Below are 20,776 nucleotides of genomic sequence, written 5' to 3'. Positions count from 1 at the left end.
TTACTACCAATGGTATAACCCAATGCTTCTTCGTATGCGAAAAGGAACTGATGCTCTTCTGTTTGTTTTGCCATCGCTACATTTGTTAGCCACTTAAAACCCGTTAACGTTTGGTAATAACACGCTCCAAGAGTCGTCGCTATCTTGCCAAGTAAGCTTGAAGATACAATTGTATTCCCCACTAAGTTTTGATTGGCATGTGCATGGCTTAATAAGTAATAACCAAATAATGTTCCAACTTGATCTCCTGTGAGCATTTGGTATTCACCGTCGTCACGACGTACAGCAACAGCAAAGCGATCTGCATCTGGATCATTGGCACAAGCTAATACTGCATCGTGTTTTTTTGCTTCCGCAATAACAAGATCCATCGCGCCAGTTTCTTCTGGATTAGGGAATTTGACTGTAGGGAAAGTACCATCAGGCTCTCTTTGCGCTGCAACACTGTAAACATGATCAAATCCAGCATCAACTAATAATGTTTCTGCCATTTCAGCACCAACACCATGCATTGCCGTATAAGCGATGTTAATTGATTGCGGGTTATTATGATTCATTAGGAGAGGGTTAGTATTCATTGTTTGGCGATAAGCTTGGTAGTAGTCTTCATCTAGCCAAACGAGTAGCCCTTTATCTACAGCCTCTTCTAGCGATAAATACGATAATTCATGTTTTGTCGCTTTATCAATTTCATCGGCGATTCCAGCATCTTGCGGCGGAATAATCTGTGCACCATTTTCCCAGTAAACTTTAAAGCCATTGTATTGCGGAGGATTATGGCTGGCAGTAACAACAACAGCAGCAGCGGTATGAAGATATTTCACCCCAAATGCAGCAACTGGCGTTGGTGCCACTTTTACCGTTAAATAGACTTTAATACCTTGTGCGGTTAATACTGATGCTGTGTCATGTGCAAATTGTTGTGAGTCGGGACGCCCATCATAGCCAATAACAACACCTTTGCTGGCCGCTTCTGGGACTGAACGTAATAAATATTGCCCTAATCCTGACGCTGTTTCTTGAATGACTAAGCGGTTCATTCGATTAGGCCCAGCACCAACGACTCCGCGTAATCCTGCTGTACCAAAGGCTAATCGACCGTCGAAACGATCTGTTAACTCTGCTTGATTATTGTCTTTGATAAGCTGTTCTAATTCATTTCGTGTTTTGGGGTCAGGATCGCGTTCCAACCAACGAGCGATATCACTATTCATTATTATTGTCCTGCTATGTTGATGATTTTCTGAATCACAATCGAATTGATATGTTCAAGAAGTTGTGTCATTAAGTACTACATCATGCTATAATAAACCAAAAATGATAAACATTCGCATTATATACCATGCTATTTTTATCATATTTACATCTGTATGTTTAATTATTGCACACGCAAACGATAGCGTGAATATTGCTCAGTACTTCATTATTTAGCGATAAAATACATATAAAAAAACCGATAACGCTAAGAGCCTACTTGCTTTAGCTATATCGGTTTTTAATCTCTGAACCTATTTATTCAGTAAGATATTCTTACCACATCAAATCATCTGGAATAACGAAGTCTGCGTATGGATCATCTTCATCAGCAAGACTGTCAGCAACAGTATTATTTAATACAATAGATTCTTCATCACGTTGTGCAATCTTATCAGCAACAGAAGCGGGGATCACTTCATAGCCATCAAGGTAACGTGCAATAGCTAAACGGCCATTTACTAGCTGATTTTGCATTACTTTATCAACATAGATCTTTTTAACCGTTGAACCATCAGTAAAATTGTAACCAATATCACCACTCTTACGATCCAAGCGATTCATTTCAATAAGCTGTTTAATTTGAGCACCCAGCTCTTTCGCTTTGATCTCTTCGTCACGAACGCGATTAAGCTCTTTATCTTTTTCTAGCTGTGCTATGCGATTTTCTTCAACAGCTGCTTTTGCTTCTTTCGCTTGAGTACGAGATTTTTTAGTGGTTTTACCCGCCTTTTTAAGCTTCTTCTTATCTATAAGCCCTGCTTTTAGCATCTGCTCTTGTAGACTTAGCTTTGCCATTGAAACTCCGTAACATTCATCATTATTTATCAGTGTAGACACACTAATTTATAGCCTTATTATCACGTTTAGCGCTAAAACAGGTCAAGCTTAAACAATAAAATTACTTCCAGTCTTTCGGCCTATTCTTAATGGTTAGAAGAAACGATTATTAATCTAACAAATCAGAGTTCGCAATTTAATAATAAAATGGAATTCAGTATTATTTTTCGGCTTTGTATATTCCCTAGCCATAAGGTAGCTGTATCTCACAAAGCTTAATAAATTGAGTTATTTTCAAAATTTCGTCTAATATCGTTAGGGAATAATTTAATGTTTTACCAATCGTCATAAGGAAATATTTATAATGGGTTTATTAGACTTTGCTCGTAACATTGGAACAAAACTATTTGGTAATGAAGAAGAGGCACCTGCAAAAATCACTCAACATATTGAAGATAATAACCCTGGCTTATCTGGTTTAAATGTTGAAGTTAAAGATGGTGTTGCCACTCTTTCAGGCCAAGCTGTTAGCGCTGAAGCGCGTGAAAAAGTAATCCTTATGACTGGTAATACTGCAGGTATTGAATCTGTCGTTGATAATATTGACGCACCATCTTCAGCCGAAGAAGTGTCATACTATGAAGTACAATCAGGCGACAGCCTATGGAAAATTGCTGAAAAAACACTAGGCAATGGTGCTGATTACCAGAAAATTTTTGACGCTAACCGAGAAGTGATTATCGATGCCGATAAAATTTTCCCTGGGCAGAAGCTTCGTATTCCGGCTGCCGCTTAAGTTTACTGATTAAGGTTTAATGTATGGATATCGCACAAATATTACGTATTGGCGCTCAGTTATTTACTCAATCGAGTGCAAATACTGATGGTCTAAACGAAAACAATATTGTTTCGGCACTTGCTCACCTTCTCGGGGGTAATAGCAATGGTGAAGGGATTGATTTTAACAGTATTCTTCAATCGCTAAATGGTGCAGGTCTAACAAATATTGTTTCATCGTGGCTAGATAATGGTGAAAACTCACCGATCTCCGCAGATGATATTGCTAAGATTTTCAATCAGGATCAATTATCAAACTTTGCTAACGATCTGCAAATACCTCAAGATGAAGCAGTGACAGGCTTACAAGAAACTCTGCCAGGTATAATTGATAAAGCAAGTCCAAATGGTGATATCGCATCTGAACTGTTACAAGCTGTAGGTGGTGTTGACGGCATTATGAATTTAGCTTCAAGCTTATTTGGTAAAAAGTAACTTTTAGCATATATAAGTCATTTTAAAAGGCGATAAGACTATGTTCTACTTATCGCCTTTTGTTTATGTAAAGATCATTGCTGGAAGTTATAAACTGAACCTAAATTAAGTATCTGAGTAAGTTCATCTAATGCTGTACGAGATTCCACCAGAAAATTGGGATCAGCTAAATCAGCTTCTACCAAATGATCACGATAATGCTTATCAACCCACTGGTTTAAAACAGCAAATTTGCCACCCGTCATTAACACCTCAGGATTTACAGCCTGCAGTTCTTGTTCATTAAGCACTACACGTAGTCGTAAGCATGCAGGTCCTCCACCATTTGCCATGCTCTGCTTTAAATCAAAGATCATCACTTTATCAATGCCTTGCTGACCAGTTACTAGTTGCTCTACATACTGTTTAACTTGGCTATTTTCTTCACACTCTTGCGGTAAAACCAGTACGGTTTCTCCATTAGGTAACGATAATAATTGTGAGTTGAATAGATAGCTTGATATCGCATTATCTATCGACACACTCGAAGTAGGCACTTCAATGATCTTAAAGTCCTCACCCATTTTTTGTGTTAGCTCTGCATACACTTTCGATTGATCAACATACGCTTGCTCGTGACAAAACAATAAATTTCTATTACCAACAGCAATCACATCATTATGGAATACACCTTGGTCAATCACAGCAGGGTTTTGCTGAGCAATAACAACTTGCTGCTCATCTAATTGGTGTAACCGTGCTATAGCTTCACAAGCCTCAAAGGTTTGCCTTGCTGGATATTTCTTTGGTTGAGTAAAACGACTATCAAAAGCATGACGACCGTGAACAAAAAATTCAACACCAGCTTCATCATATTCACGACAAAAGCGAGTGTGATTGGCCGCCCCTTCATCGCCAAAATGATTCACTGAAGGTAAAGCGCTATGGTGATGGAAATGTTGTTCACTCGAGAACATCGCTTTTAAAATCTTACCTGTTGTCACATGCTCGATTGAACGGTGAAACTGATTAACTAAATTAGCTGGAGTGAAATGTACCCGCTTATCTAAAGTATCAGCAGATGGAGATACTGTTGCAGCATTCGCTGTCCACATACTGGAAGCTGAATAGCAAGATGTTAATAACTTGGGACTGTGTTTTGCCGCCAGCTGGATAATGTTTTGATCTGAGCCAGAAAAACCCAAACTACGAAGTGTAGCAATATCTGGTCTTTCTTGTGGTGCGATTATCCCTTGTACTAAGCCTAGATCTGCAAGGGTTTTCATTTTTTCCAGCCCTTGTTTCGCCGCTTGCTTAGGGTTAGACGCTTTTGCGCTGTTCTTAGCTGACGCAAGATTACCGTAAGCTAGACCACTATAATTATGCGTCGGGCCTACTAAACCATCAAAATTTGCTTCAAATGCTTTCATTTTCCATCCATGTCATCCGCTAAATACATAGCAATTAACATAACAAAATTTTTACATTTACAGCAACAAAACACGTTTATGTCTAATTAGTCATTATTTATAGATTATTATTTTATATCAATCGTAAGTTTCCTTTGTATAGGCTTATTATTTTCACTTATCGTTAATTAAATGAATAACTACGCAATTTTAGGTAAAAAAAAGCAGCCTCTAAGGGCTGCTTTTATATTCTATTTTTCTATTTAGTGACCGCTATCTATCTTAAATGCATTGTGATCAAACAGTGAATTCATAATATCAACAGAAGAAGCCCCATCCACTAACCCAAGATCATGGGCTGGGTGAATATTATCTAAGACAATATTTTGCGTCTTACCGTCATCTGTTGTGATATCAAGATTAACATTGCCCTTATCATCAACACCTGCACTTACATGATCCAATAAGTTATCCATCTCTGACTTACCACTATCATCATTACCCAGCAATTCACGGATATCGATCTTATCTTTACCAAGCTCAAAATCAGCAATGGTATCGGTATTATTGCTATTGGATAGCGATGTTTCATGCCAAGTAAAGAGATCATCACCAGCACCGCCAGTTAAGATGTCATTTCCAGTACCCGCGAGTAAATTATCGTCACCATCAAAACCAAATAAAGACTCACCTTGGCTATCTGCGATTAAGTCATTATTTGCGTCATCACCGAAGTTTTTAGTCAGTTCAAGGCTGCCATCATTAAATAGTGTGGTTAATTTATCAGTGTTACTCATCACTGATGAGTGATCACCAAACAAGTCATTATTACTCACACCTTCCAGCAGAATATTTTGCACAACCTGATCCTGATCGTTAGATATTTGAATCAATGTACTGCCATTTTCTTCTGTAATATTTAAACGGTGCTGTAAGTCGTCAAGTGACTGGATATCTTTAGCATGTAATGAATCACTTAAACTGATGGTATCTATACCGACTTCAAAATCCATGATCTTATCTATCGCTGGGGCATTTGCTGTACCGAAATCACTTTCTGACCATAGGAAAGTATCTTTCACCCCATCACCATGGCCGCCTAAGTCACCACCCCATAGTATGTCATCTCCAGCACCACCAACAAGAATATCAGAGCCTAAACCACCAACTAATACATCATCACCATCACCACCGTAAAGTGTTGCTGCTGCAGTACTGTCGATGATCAGATTATCGCCACTCACATTTGAATTTTGACCAATAACGTTGTTAGTTTGTGATAAATCATCTACGACGATATTGATATTCACAGGTGCAGATTCTGCATATGAACCATCAGATTCATTAGATACTGCGACTACATCGATAGTATGTGTACCTTGATCAAGGTTTTTAATATACAAACCATCGACCTTATCAACAGGCACTTCCCAATTACCATTGCCTAAATCGGTACCAATAACCTTACCATCTTTATCAACAACTTGACCTGAGCCTAAGTGCATTAACTTAACGGTTAAAGTTTCAGAAGCATCTGTTGATGCTGCAGCTAATAATCCGATTAACGGAAGCATAGTGCCTAATGAACTTCTCATTGCTGCCGTTTGTATAAGCTCTGGGTTTAAACTTAACGAAGGAGCATCTGCTTTTGGCGCAACGTTAATTTCAACTTTATTGGTTGTAGCTTGATTACCGCCAGTACCCGTATTACCACCGTCATTAGTGGTAATAGTTAACTCATCTTTACCACTGTAATTAGCATCACCGGTATAATTCACACCACTATTAAGCACTGCATTAATATCATCCATTGAACCTTCAAGAGTGACATTACCTACACCATTTTGAACCACTTTAACTGGGGTGTTTTCTGGCAATGTAATGGTTAATGAACCATGTTCAACAGTCAGTTGTACCGACATACTTGTGTTATTTGCCAACTCATTAAAGTCGACATCCGACACTTGCAAGCCAGTGATCGCTGTTGCAACATCCTCATCAGCGGTAATACTTGTTGGTAGATTATTTACTGGCGCATCATTAACAGGCGTAACCGTGATATCCACGCTATCAGTATCGGTTAGAGCACCACCAGCGCCAGCGTTACCGTTATCGCTTGTGGTCATGGTTAACTGATCTTTACCTGCGTAATTCTCATCACCAGTATATTTAATACCGTCAGCAAGTAATGTGTTGATCTTATTGATATCACCGCTGATAACTAACTTACCGTCACCATTATCAACAATATTCAAGCCTTGCGTATCAGTTGCAATAATCGCTAATTGGCCATGACCAACTTCTAATGTCACAGTCATATCACCAGATGCGCCATTTTCTTTCGCATCAACATCACTGATCTTAAGACCATTGATCACATGGCTGCTATCTTCATCAACAGTAAATGCATCAGGTACTGTGTTCACTGGCGCATCGTTAACAGGCGTAACCGTGATATCCACGCTATCAGTATCGGTTAGAGAACCACCAGCACCGGAGTTACCATTATCGTTAGTGGTCATAGTCAGACTATCAGTACCATTAAAATCTTTATCACCAACGTAGTTAATGCCTTGATCTAACAGTTGATTAATCTTTGTAATATCACCTTCAATGGTTAAGGTGCCATCACCATTACCTTTAATCACAAGCCCTGTTGTGTCTACACCATCAGCGATGCTTAGTTTGCCATGCTGTACGCTAAGCGTCACAGTCATATCCATTACTGCATTCTGATCATGGCTATCAACATCATTAATTTGTAGGTCTTTAATCAGTAAGGTTACATCTTCATCAACTGTTAATGGATCCGATGGTAAATGGTTCACTGGTGCGTCGTTATCTGGCGTAACATCCACGTGGATTGTCTTATCAACCGCTACGCTATCAGCACCAACAACACCGTTATCAACCGCTCTAATATCAAAATTCAGATCACCATTCCATACTTTACCGTCAATCACAGTTTGGTTGTTTGCATCACCAGGGTGGAAAGTTAATTGATCGAGCGCTGAACCATCAACTTTAATAATCCATGAACCATCTGGTTGCTCCACACAACTACCTTGAACACCTGTGGGTAATGTAAATGAGCTTGAATCAGGCACATTGGTAATGGTGATTTGTAGTGATTCCGCCCCATTTTCATGTACATTTGAATTTGGGTTCTTAACGGTATTTTTGTCATCATAAGCTTTAATGCCTAAATCCAGCGTGATTGAACCATTTTCATCACCAGATGCATTTGGGTTTACATCAGTATCTACTTTATCGGCAACTGGCTGTACATCGATAGTGATGGTTTCACGGTTTTCAGCAGGCTTATCCAGTGTTTCTTCTTTTGAGTACACGACAATATCGATATCAACTTTACCGCTGAAGTCTTTTGGCGGCACAATTTTCACGTTGCTTAAATCAAATGATTCACCTGAACCACTAATCGTCCAAACACCATTACCATTATTAGTTGCACCTTGAACAATAAAGCCATCAGGTACATTTTCTAACTTAATAGAAACAATATGCTCTGAACCATCACTGTCTTGTAATGTGCCACCAATACCACTTAATGAAATTGCGGTATCTTCATTACCTATAATTGTTGTATCAATACCGTTCCATTTGACTTCGTCATTAACAGCAACAACATCAAAACTCACGGTGTTATCAAACGTCTTTGACGCTGATACATCACTGCCACTGGTATCATCGTAACGCGTGGTATCAACCACAGTTGTTTTCACATCTATATTAACTTTACCGCTAAATTAACTTTACCGCTAAAATCAGACGCAGGACGGAAATGGATATTACCCATTTCGCTTTCCTTAATCGTGATTGATGAGCCTAACTCTTTACCAGTTTCATCAATAAATACGCCGTCTTTACTATTTTTCAGAGTTAGAGTCACAGAATCAACGCTTTCTACTCCGTTTGTAATATCAGTATGTGTATCTTTTAATGCTATAGATAAATCTAACGTTATATCACCATCTTCATATGCAATATCTTTATATACATGTTCTGTTTTATCATCAGAAGATGAGATAGGTTGTTTATCGTCATTAAGACCTTCAGTTTCAACCACGTTAATATCAACAGATTTTGGTCCATCAACTTGTGGAGCAACTTGAATAGAAACGGTATCTGTCTTCGTGTTGTAATCACCACTCTTTGTATCAGTAGTTACATACGTAACCTCAAGCTTAAAATCACCTGAAAAATCTTGTGGCATATCGATAATATACAATCCAGTAAGATCAACTTGTCCTGTTGCTGGTACAGGTACTTTTAATACATATTCACCTCTTTCATGATCAAATGATGCACCAATAATAGAGGCTCCTGCAGGTAGATTTTTTGATGCAATAACTATCGTAAATTCATCATGACTTCGATGTCCATCTGCCGTACTAATTTGTATTACGTTATCCATCAGTTGCTTACCAAGATCAATAATTTGATCCTCATCACCAGTGACAACGTAACCTTTACCAATTTCTATATCTGCCGCTTTTTCATCAAATTTTACTGTGTTTTTACTAAAGTCGAGTGTTAAGTTATCATATCTAATAACTTGATTACTAACATCACTATCATCACTTAGATCTTGTACTAAAGCACTAATTTTTAATTCTAATTTTCCAGTAAATCCATTTAACGCCTGAATTTGTAAGTTACCTAATTGAGACTGTGGGACAGTCCAACTACCATCACCGTTATTAATACCACCAATGATGACGAAACCTTCAGGAATTGGCTCTAAAACAACTTGAGTAACAATTTCCTTACTCGATGAATCATCATCTACCCATGTTATTTTACCGTCTGAATTAGTCGCGTTTGATAAATCAATTACACCATCAGAATCACAGGCAATAGTATCGAGTTCTTTACCATTATGAATGACGGTTAAATGACCGTCCTCTTCAACAACCGCCTTAATATCTATGACTAAATTACCAGTAATGTCTTTTTTTACGGTCTCTTTATTACCATCAACATCTGTTTCAGATACCGTTACTGTAGACGTCAACGTAATATCTTTATCTGAATCTTCCGGAGCATGAACCGTTAACTTAGCGCCATTCAATAGTTGCTGAAGTTGACTATCACTAAATGTTACTTTTCCTGATGCGTCAGCCACTAGTAATGTGTTGCCTAAAAATAGCTGATAGCCCTGAGGTAAACCATTCAGCGTTAATGCCGTGATATTCTCTTTTGGATCGCTAAATGCTGGCGGCAACCAATTAACAACTGTGCCTTGATCTTCAAAACCTTTTGATACTGTATCGTAATCTGTTGCATCAATTTCAGGCGTTACATGAATAACTAGCTCACCATCAAAAGCTTTACTCGCACCATCGTTCTCGGTCACGACAACGCGTACATCTAACGTGATGTCTTCTAAATTATTTTCTGATGGTTTAATAACAACATTATTCAACGTATCTAAATTAACTTGATAAATCGGCTGGCCATTCGCATCTTCACCGGCATAGACCAAAGTTTGCTTTTCACCATTTTGGTCATATATTTGAGTGCCTTCAGGTATACCAGAAATCACAACACTTAGTGTCTCTGAAACATCAGTTGCGCCACCAATTGTGTGCTCACCGGATACTACTTTGAAATCAAAATGTACTTCATTGTCCTCTTTAATCGTAGTTTGTAAGCCTATTTTACCGTTATCTAGCGGTGTCCAATCGGAGTTATCAGATTCGATTTTCGCCTGATCCACCACACCGGTTAATGCAATGTCAATTGATTGTGGGCCAACAACTTTCTCGCTGGTTTCAGTTGTTACATTACCGTTGGCATCTGTAATGGTCGCCACATCTCGGATCACACCTTTTACTGAGATGTTGAAGTCAACATTGCTATCTAATGGTGGCTGAAGTGATAGACCATTCAGATCTTCATATTTAATTTCATACATACCATCAGCATTTGGCGTTAAAATCTGATCGTTTAGATACAACACCGCACCATCTGGTAAGGAAGAAATTTGTAAGAATAAATGCTCTGAATTATCAGAGTTATCATCTAGCGATACAAAATTAATATGTGTAGATAAATCAATACGCTCGTCTTCATTTGATTCAACACGCGTCACTTTTAGCGTGCCATCATCAGCTTGAGGATTAACGTTAATCACAATATCTTTTACTTATGATTTTGCAAATTGATGACCATTAACAAAGTTATCAAGCTCTTTACTCTCAGCTGTAATGGAAAGTTTTATATCACCACTAAAGTTATCTGCAGGATTCACCTCTACAGAATTCATCTGCGAAGCATCTACTTTATAAATACCTGAACCTGGCGATGTCTCAACCAGTGATTTTCCATTAATTTCTAATGTACATTTGTCTTGGCTGTCTGTTGGCACTTTGATGTAGTAGAACAATGCTTCAGAGCCATCAGTGTCTTGCAGATCAGCAACAACACTTAATTGAACATTAGAGCCATCTTCATCCACAACATAATGATCAACAGAGTTTGCATTCCATGTTGGTGTATCTGCAATACCCTGAACATCAATAGAGAACTCACCATTCATTACTGGGTGGTTGCCACCATCGGTCGTATTTACTTGTGCCGTTACATCAAATTTAATACCGCTTGCTGATGTCGAGAAATCTTCTGCAGGGACAAAAGTCACGCCCTGTAGCGTGTAATTTTCACCACTTGCATCAGCTTTAAATGCATTAGCAGGAATAGTAATTGAATCATCGCTATTAACAGCTAAAGGCTGACCGTTAAACATAAAGACGCCATGCGCTTCACCTTGCGGATGAATAGTCACAGTACCAATATGCTCTCCACGATCATTATCACCAACATTGATACTCATATTAATCGCAATACCATCACGATTCACATCAACATTATCGTTAGAATCAGTAGAGTGACGACCATCTTCTTCTTGACCAAGGCTATTACTGGTTTGAAGCGTGGCATCTTGATCAGATATCTCAAGCTTAATATTGCCCTGGGCTTTATCACCATCGCCATCAGTGACTTCAAAACCAATATTTTTAATGATGTTTTCTTGGCTATGGTTTAGATCATCATTTGCAGCAAAGTAAGTTTCACCATTAGGCTTAATCATTAATTCGCCTAACGTTTCATTACCGTCTTTCACTTCATAGATACGGTAGCCGCCAGACTCACGTAATGTCGATAAATCAATATGCTGTCCATCAACAATTAATGCTGTTACATGTGCACCATCCGCACCTGTACTTACAATCACATTTTCAAGTGTCGTAGTGCTGTGTTCAACCGTATTTAGCGTTACATCTTGAACCGATGGAATATCATCTTTAATTGATACATCAATATTGACTGTACCGCTGGTATCACCATCTTTATCAACGGCATAAACAGGAAACTCGATGTTCAGCGAGTCTTCACCTTGGGTTGGGTGATCGATGGTTCCTTTCAGATCGAAAACATAACGACCATTTGGTAGTAAGGCATAAGTAAATACAACTTGACCGTTTGCCACACCTTGGTATGTGCCTTCACTTGATTGCGATAAGGTTATCTTATGACCATGCGATGTTATGTTATTTTGTTGATTAAATGATTCAATATCAACGTTATAAGCTGAAACATAGTCACTGCCTGAATCAACGATAATATTGCCAACGGCAGACTCACCATCACCCGATGGAGTCGAACCTGAGGCTAAATCACTTTCCTCAACCGTTAATGCAGGTGCGGCGGTAATTACCGGGCCAGCGCCATCTTCAATGGTAATTTGTGTATTAACATCATTCGTAAGAGGATCGCCATCAGTATCTTTAACTTGTACAGGAACATCAATGACGATCTTATCGCCATCAACATTTACCCACCCGCCATTATTGCTCCCACTATGATCAAGTGGGTAGTGTTGGGTAATAGACACTTTAATATCAGCATCATGTCCATTTACAGCTTGTGTAGCCGTCACTGTAATAGTAAGTACTGTTTGACCATTAGCAGTACCTGTTAAAACACCGCTAGCATGATCATAAACAAAGCTTACTGGCGCACCTTTTGCTGTTAACTCTGACTGTAACTCATTAATTAATGCCGTCAGTTTACTGTTATCTATGGTTGCTGTTGTTGGATCAAGTCGATCAACCCCAGCCGTTACTGCAATATTTGTATCACCGAATACTGGATATCCTTGTTGACCAGCCGTTGGCGTTAAATCACCTTCTGTAATAGTAATTGAGCCAGTTTCACCACCGCCAGCATTAGTTCCATCAGTGACAATGATCACCACTTGACCATTAGCCGTATCACCGTCTTTATCTGTCGCGGTAACATCGAGCTTAATATCAGCAATATCTGCACTGTTTTGGTCAATAGGGCCTGTGACTTCAACCGTGTATGAGCCATCTTTCGCAATCGTTACTACCATCACTGGCTTATTATCGCTATCAACCACGGTTAATACATTGCCATTAACTGTATACGTGGTCGCGTTACCATTACTGGTTAAACCTTGAAGGCTTGGCTGGTCGGCATTGAAATCAAGCTGATGAATCGCATCTGAGCCCACATCGAGCGGTACTTCGCCTGTAATAACTTGACCATTTTGGGTGGTTTCATTAATAGTGGTGCCATTGTCGGTACCAAATTCTGGGTTGGCACCATCAACAATGGTGATATCAACATTGGCAGGTTTATCTAACCAATCACCATCGGTGTCTTGCACCTGAATCGGCACATCAATAGTAATTTTATCGTTAACACTATCAACCAAACCATCGACACCACTGTCGGTGTGGTTTAATGGTTTTTGTTGATTAATCGTCACTGTTACGTCGATATCGTGACCGCTCGCCGCTTGGACTGCTGACAATGATACCGTCACCACTTGCTCACCAGCCGCGGTAACACCGACTAATTGCCCGGTTGCGCTGTCATAACTAAAGCTGATCGCTTGGTTATCACCCGTGGTTAACTCTGACTCTAATTCGCTAATTAATTTAGTTAATTGAACTGGGTCGATGGTCACTTTGCTTGGGTCAAGACGGTCAGCTCCAGCCTCAATCACAATCGTAGTCTTGCCCGATACTGGATAGCCTTGCTCACCTACCTGAGGGGTTAAATCACCTTCAGTAATGGTGATCTCACCGTGCTCATTACCGCCAGCATTTGCGCCATCAGTGACAGTAATGACAACTTGTCCTTGTGTACTATCACCATCGTTATCAGTCGCGGTGACATCAAGCTTAATATCAGCAATATCTGCACTGTTTTGGTCAACAGGTCCTGTTACTTTAACGGTATAGGTACCGTCATTAGCAATCGTCACCACCATCACAGGATTAGAGTCTGCATCAACTACCGTTAATACATTGCCATTAACAGTAAACGTTGTTTTTTCACCGTTACTGGTAATGTTGGCTAAGCTATCTTGGGTCGCATTAAAGTGGATGGTTTGGATATCATCAGAGCCCACATTTAGTGGGATCTGACCATGCATCACTTTATCAGCATCGGTGGTTTCATTGATGATGATACCTTTATCAGTACCAAATTCAGGATTCGCCCCATCAACAATCGTGATATCCACATTGGCAGGTTTGTCTAACCAATCACCATCGGTATCTTTCGCTTGTACAGGAACTTTAATCGAGATGTCATTACCATCGACGGTCACAAAGCCAGTACTGTTACCTGAAGCCTTATGATCCAGTGGCAGCTCTTGGATGATTTTTACTTCGACGTTAACGTTTTGACCCGCTTGCGTTGGGGTTAATTCAACACGTACGGCAACCGTATCAGTACCTGCTATGGTACCGACCAAGTTACCATTGGCATCAATCGTAAAGGTTAACGGTTTACCGCCTGATGTAAGCTCTGCGTTTAGCTCTTTAATCAAATCAGCTTGCTGCGTCGCATCAATGGCAACGGTGGTTGGATCGAGGCGATCTTCACCCGCAACCAGCGTTAATTCACCGGTTTTCTCGACAGGGTAAGTAGTATCTGCGCCACCTGTGCTTGTGCCGCTACCATCAGCATCACGATCACCTTCGGTGATAGTAATACCAATATTCTCACCACCTGCGGCAGTTTCGCCGTCTTTAATCGTGATGTTGAGTTCACCACTAGCCGTATCACCGTCTTTATCAGTCGCGGTAACATCGAGCTTAATATCAGCAATATCTGCACTGTTTTGATCAACGGGTCCTGTCACTTTAACGGTATAGGTACCGTCATTAGCAATCGTCACTACCATCACAGGGTTAGCGTCTGCATCAACTACCGTTAATACATTGCCATTAACAGTAAACGTTGTTTGCTCACCATTACTGGTAATGTTGGCTAGGCCATTTTGGGTCGTATTAAAGTGAATGGTTTGGATATCATCAGAGCCCACATTTAACGGGATCTGACCATGCATCACTTTATCAGCGTCGGTGGTTTCATTAATGATGATAACTTTGCCAGTACCAAACTCAGGGGTCGCCCCATCAACGATAGTGATATCAACATTGGCAGGTTTATCTAACCAATCGCCATCGGTATCTTTAACTTGGACTGGAACATCAATAACAATTTTGTCATCAACGCTCTTAACTAAACCATCAGTACCATTGTCATTATGATCAAGCGGCTTAAATTGCGTAATAGACACGTTAATATCAACATCATGCGCATTTACCGCTTGAACAGCACTCACAGATACCGTTAATACCGTTTCGCCACCCGAAGTACCTGTAATTAAACCCGTTTTAGCATCATAGCTGAAGTTAATCGCTGTACCATTTGCTGTTGTAAGCTCAGTAGTTAACTCATGGATTAACGCATTAACTTGTGTTTGATCGACGGTTACTGTTGTCGGATCAAGACGATCCACACCCGCAGCAATAGCTATAGTTGTATTACCACTTACTGGGTAACCTTGCTCATTACCTTCAGGCGTTAAATCACCTTCTGTAATAGTAATAGCCCCTTGCTCATTGCCTGCAGCATTTGCCCCATCATGAATAGAGATCTCAATATTACCAGGCTTGCTTACATCACCATCTCTATCTTCAGCCATTACAGATAAAGCAATGTTTTCATTATCAGCTGCGGTATCATCGACCTGATCGATAGGTTGCCTTTGAGTTACAACGTAATGACCATTGATATCAATAGTCACTTCCATTACCACTTGCGATGGATCACTCGCTAATACCACCGTCACCGTAGTGCCATCAGCACTCAGTGAATAAGTTGTCGCATGACCATTACTGGTTAAACCATTAAGGGAGTCTTGGTTCGCATCAAACGTAACCTTAACGACCTGATCACTACCGCTATCAACAGCAATATTACCCGTACCGGTTGCAATGCCATCGTTTTCTTCATTTAAGGTCGCCTTACTATCCACACCAAAAGCGGGGATTTCGCCATCGACAACAGTAATATCAACGGTTGCAGGATCTTTTAACCAATCACCATCGGTATCTTTCACCTGAATAGGTAAATCGATAACAACTTGATCATTTTGGTTGGTTACTAAACCATCGAGCTCATTACCAGTGTGATCTAATGGCCCGTACTGAGTCATAGTAACTTTTACATCAACATCTTTACCATTCGATGCTTGAAGGGCTGTTAATGTTACGCTAACAACAGTTGCACCATTCGCGCTTCCGGTTAATACGCCCGTTGCTACATCATAAGTAAATGTTAATGGCTTACCGTCAGAACTAAGCTCTGTTGTAAGCTCATTTTTTAAAGCGTCGAGTTGTTTCTCATCAATCGTAATCGAGCTTGGGTCTAATCGGTCAGCACCTGCTGTAATCGTTAAAGAAGTACTTACTGAAACGGGATACCCTACTTCATTACCTTCTGGGGTTAAGTCCCCTTCTGTAATAGTAATACTTGCAGACTCACCACCATCGGCACTTGCACCGTCTTCTACTTGAATATTTAATTGGCCTTGTGCAGTATCGCCGTCTTTATCTGTTGCAGTTACGTTTAATTCTATTTTCGCAATATTAAGACTATCTTGGTCCAACTCGCCTTCTACAATGACTTTGTAGCTACCATCATTAGCGATAGTAACTGTCATTACAGGCTTGCCTTCAGCATCAACGACGTTAATGGTATTACCTGAAACAGAAAAAGTAACAGGGTTGCCGTCGCTCGTAATATTCGCTAAGCCTGGTTGTTCAGCATCAAAGTAAATGTGAGATATTTCGTCTGAGCCAACATTAAGGGGAATTTTCCCATCAACAACTTTACCTAAATCGTCGGTCTCATTAATTGGGTTTTCTGTTCCAGGATCAGTTCCAAAAACAGGATTATCACCATCATTGATCGTGATATCTACTTGCGCAGATTTTTCAAGAAAATCACCATCAGTGTCTTTTGCTTGAATAGGAAGATTGACTGAAATGTCACTCCCATTCACAGAAACAAAACCTTGTGAGTTTCCAGAAGGATTGTGATCAAGTGGTAATTCTTGAATGATCTTTACCTCAACAGATACATTCTGACCATCTTGTGTCGGTATTAACTCTACGCGTACAGCAATAGTATCAGTACCTTCAATTGTACCGATTAGTTTGCCATTTGCATCAATAGAGAATACTAAAGTCTGTCCACCCGAGGTAAGCTCTGTACTTAGCTCAGATAATAATGCACTTTTCTGACTTGCATCAATTTCAACTGTCTCTGGATTAAGACGATCGTCACCAGCAATAAGAGTCAATTTCCCCGTTTGAATAACAGGATAAGTTGAATCATTACCACCAGTGCTTGTACCGCTCCCATCAACGTCAATATCACCTTCCGTTAATGTAATAGAAACGCGTTCACCACCCGAAGCATCAGTGCCATCATTTATGGTGATATTTAACTCACCTTGAGCGGTATCACCGTCTTTATCTGTCGCAGTAACATCTAATTTAATATTAGCGATATCGTCACTGTTTTGGTCAATAGGCCCTGTCACTTTTACAGTGTAGGTACCATCATTCGCAATAGTCACCACCATCACAGGTTGCGAAGATGAATCTAAAACAGTTAAAACATTACCATCAACAGTAAATGTTGTTTCTCGACCATTACTTGTAATTGCCGTTAAGCCTGCTTGTTCAGCACTAAAATGAATAGTCGCGATTGCATCAGAACCAACATCAAGTGGAACCTTTCCATCAATAATCTGATCAGCTTGAGTGCCCTCATTAATTGTCACTCCAGTATCAGTACCAAATTCGGGATTTGCACCGTCAATAACACCAATCTCAACATTAATTGGCTTATCTAATGCATTACCACTGCTATCCGTTGCTTGAATAGCAACATCAATATTGATTTGATCGCCATCACGACTGACTAAGCCAGAAGCACTATCACCAGAGTGGTCAATTAGCTGATTAATCGTAGTGGTTACTGTTACAGTTACATCACGCCCATTTTCTGACGTTGCTTCTAATGTAATAGACATAACAGGTTGACCATCTAGAGTACCGATGATCCTATTCGTTGCTGTATCGTAGACAAAAGTAACAGCCTGGCCGCCTGATGTGATCTCACTGTTTAATTCATTTAAAACGTTATTGATAGTGAGAGGATCAAATACAAACGATGAAGTCTCAAGAGGAAGCGTTGCCGCCTCTACAAAAATAGATGTGGTAGATACAACAGGATAGGTATTATCACTGAGATCACCCTCAGTAATAATTAAAGAGCCTAGTTCGCCGCCATCAGGGACTAAAATAGCCTGCGGATCTAGGTTGTCTGTATTTCGACTTGGATCGTAAGCCGTGTCAAAGCCTGCTTCTGCTAAAAGTGCATCATTATCGTAATTAATCGTTATAAAACTTGCAGCAGAAGATGATCCATTAAGGCCCACATTACCTGCAGATTCATTACCAGCTGCAGGTGCTTCAAAAAGTTGAGTAGGATCCAGACCGTTTAAAATCGCAGCTTGAATTGCATCTATATCACCGGAAGCAAACGTTGTATTTTCCGCCCCCTCATAATTAAAGGCGATTTTGTCATCAAGATCCGTTGCTTTAACACCTTCAGGCGTTGTTATTACGCAAGTTGGGCATGTCTGATTGATAAATTGTTCAATACCATTGCTGATAACAATAAATTTAGCGTCAACATTAGTAACAACGATTTCATCCGGCTGGAGTGTATGCTCACCGAGAATTGGCTGAACTTTATCACCAGCCTTAAGAATAAAGCCTTCTCCATTAAGAAGCTTAATCGTTTGTGTTTCTTTATTCTCTACAGTAGCCATACTTACTAAACCTTCTTCGTTCATCCAACTTAATGTCAAAATACCACTAACAACAAAATATGAAGTCTACTACTGTAATTATTAGTATTAGTCACTTCTCATAACAAACAGCATTCAAAACAGTGCTAAAATTATCAACAAAAAACATTGTAACGTCAAGAAATTGACACTACGATCGACTTTAATTAATCATTATTCAACTACAATATTGCAATATTTTGCCACGCAGGTCACGCAATCAACAATGATAAATCTTATTTTGGAATATAACGAATATACAATATACTCTACAAAATTGCTGACATACGTATCACTAAATTAAAGCAAGTAACACTAAAGAATATAAAAAAGTTACAATTTTCTTATAAAAACACGGTAACGAGTTAACCAATACGACCCTTAACTGAGTCTCTAATTCGGACAAGTAATGGACAAAAAAAACGTATCAATTTCAAATAATAACCTTGACTTTGTCGACGATAAATCAGCGGCTTTACTGCTCAATACGCCTAAAAGCGCGCGTATTATTCTATGGGTAATGATTTTATTCTTTATAACAGCTTTTATTTGGGCATATTTTGCCAAGTTAGACAAGGTAACGACAGGTAGTGGAAAAGTCATTCCGTCATCTCAACTTCAAGTCGTTCAAAACCTTGAGGGTGGTATTGTCAAAAAAGTACTAGTAAGAGAAGGAGAACAAGTAAAGAAAGGTCAAACATTATTATTAATTGATGACACGCAATTTAAATCAGATTTTAAAGAAAAAACACAAAGCTTAGCGGCTATGCAAGCAGACTCGTTGCGTTTAAATGCATTACTCGCAAGTGTTATTGTTAGTGATAGTGCAGATAAAACCCATTGGCGAAATAGCGTTACATTAGATCGAAAAACGCCACTTTTTGATGACACCTTTACAAAAGCGCATCCAAAATTAGTCCGTCGCCAACTCAACCAATTTACAGATAAATTAAATAACTTACAAAATCAGCTTTCTGTTGCTTCTGAACAAGCCTCCCAGAAAGAACGAGAGTTAGCTGAGACACAATCACGGGTTAATAACTTACGTAGTAGCTATAATATTGCATTAAAAGAATACAATATTACGAAGCCATTAGCTGAAGAAGGCGTAGTTCCACGAATAGAGTTACTGAAGTTACAACGTTCGCTAAACGATACTAAACGTGATTTAAACTCTGCAAAAATGCAAATCCCTGTTACGCAGGCGGCAATTCAAGAAGCCGGCTTTAAGTACATCGATATTGCATTACAGTTCCGTTCAGATATTCAAGCACAACTAAATGAAACCAGTGACAAATTAGGGAGCTTAAGTGAAACCCAAATTGGTTTAGAAGATCGTGTTAAACGAACAACCGTGATTTCACCTGTAACAGGCACAATTCAAAAAATTCATGTTAATACTGTAGGTGGCGTTATTCAACCGGGCATGCCATTAGTGGAAATAGTGCCAACGGAAGATACCTTACTCATAGAAACTAAAATAGCACCGAAAGATATTGGTTTTTTACGCCCAGGTCTGCCAGCAATCATTAAATTTAGTGCTTATGACTTTACGAGCTATGGTGGTTTACATGGAACATTGGAAACAATCAGTGCAGATACAATCCAAGATAAAGAAGGCAACAGTTTCTATCAAGTCAGGGTTCGTACTGATACGAGTAGCTTAAAGGGACCTAATGGCGAAGCTCTACCTATAATACCCGGTATGACAGCCACCGTTGATATCATTACAGGAAAACGCTCTGTTCTTGACTATCTCCTTAAACCAATACTCAAAGCGCGACATACCGCGTTAAGAGAATAATAA

9 protein-coding genes are annotated in these 20,776 nt (G+C 39.5%); 3 read left to right on the top strand and 6 right to left on the bottom strand.

Going from position 1 to position 20,776, the window contains the following annotated elements; all coding sequences use genetic code 11:
* The coding region (locus tag SKA34_RS07585; RefSeq protein ID WP_006644925.1) for a phospho-sugar mutase at window positions 1-1,214 on the bottom strand (1,214 nt) is incomplete at its 3' end.
* Window positions 1,215-1,530: 316 nt separating this feature from the next.
* Window positions 1,531-2,052 (bottom strand): DUF2058 domain-containing protein, encoded by a 522-nt coding sequence (locus SKA34_RS07580; protein ID WP_006644924.1) that lies wholly within the window; start codon window positions 2,050-2,052, stop codon window positions 1,531-1,533.
* 346 nt (window positions 2,053-2,398) lie between these two features.
* On the opposite strand from SKA34_RS07580, the gene lysM reads away from it, so the two are divergent.
* The gene (lysM, locus tag SKA34_RS07575; RefSeq protein ID WP_006644923.1) at window positions 2,399-2,830 is read left to right on the top strand and encodes a peptidoglycan-binding protein LysM; all 432 of its coding nucleotides are present in this window, start codon (window positions 2,399-2,401) and stop codon (window positions 2,828-2,830) included.
* Window positions 2,831-2,853: 23 nt separating this feature from the next.
* Window positions 2,854-3,306: a YidB family protein gene (locus tag SKA34_RS07570; RefSeq protein ID WP_006644922.1), complete on the top strand. Its 453-nt coding sequence runs from the start codon at window positions 2,854-2,856 to the stop codon at window positions 3,304-3,306.
* A 74-nt stretch (window positions 3,307-3,380) separates the two neighbouring features.
* On the opposite strand, the gene astB is transcribed toward SKA34_RS07570, so the two are convergent.
* The 4 genes from astB to SKA34_RS23555 all read right to left on the bottom strand — a co-directional run bounded on the left by astB (window position 3,381) and on the right by SKA34_RS23555 (window position 18,951).
* Complete coding sequence (astB, locus tag SKA34_RS07565) at window positions 3,381-4,715, bottom strand: N-succinylarginine dihydrolase (RefSeq protein WP_006644921.1); 1,335 nt, start codon at window positions 4,713-4,715, stop codon at window positions 3,381-3,383.
* A 242-nt stretch (window positions 4,716-4,957) separates the two neighbouring features.
* Entirely contained in the window at window positions 4,958-8,437 is a 3,480-nt protein-coding gene (locus SKA34_RS23565) for a type I secretion C-terminal target domain-containing protein (RefSeq protein WP_006644920.1), read from the bottom strand.
* A 2-nt stretch (window positions 8,438-8,439) separates the two neighbouring features.
* A complete protein-coding gene (locus tag SKA34_RS23560; RefSeq protein ID WP_006644919.1) occupies window positions 8,440-10,851 on the bottom strand; it encodes a hypothetical protein in 2,412 nt (803 codons plus the stop codon).
* Window positions 10,852-10,863: 12 nt separating this feature from the next.
* A complete protein-coding gene (locus SKA34_RS23555; protein ID WP_006644918.1) occupies window positions 10,864-18,951 on the bottom strand; it encodes a retention module-containing protein in 8,088 nt (2,695 codons plus the stop codon).
* A gap of 427 nt (window positions 18,952-19,378) precedes the next feature.
* Here SKA34_RS23555 and SKA34_RS07555 point away from each other — a divergent pair, with 427 nt between their 5' ends.
* Window positions 19,379-20,773 carry an HlyD family type I secretion periplasmic adaptor subunit gene (locus SKA34_RS07555; RefSeq protein ID WP_006644917.1) on the top strand — a complete coding sequence of 465 codons (1,395 nt, stop codon included), beginning with the start codon at window positions 19,379-19,381 and terminating at the stop codon, window positions 20,771-20,773.
* Window positions 20,774-20,776 lie beyond the last annotated feature (3 nt).

The organism is Photobacterium sp. SKA34 (assembly GCF_000153325.1).
Taxonomy (GTDB): Bacteria; Pseudomonadota; Gammaproteobacteria; order Enterobacterales; family Vibrionaceae; genus Photobacterium.
The sequence above is the reverse complement of the archived record's forward strand: the minus strand, read 5'-3'. Positions and strand labels throughout refer to the sequence as shown.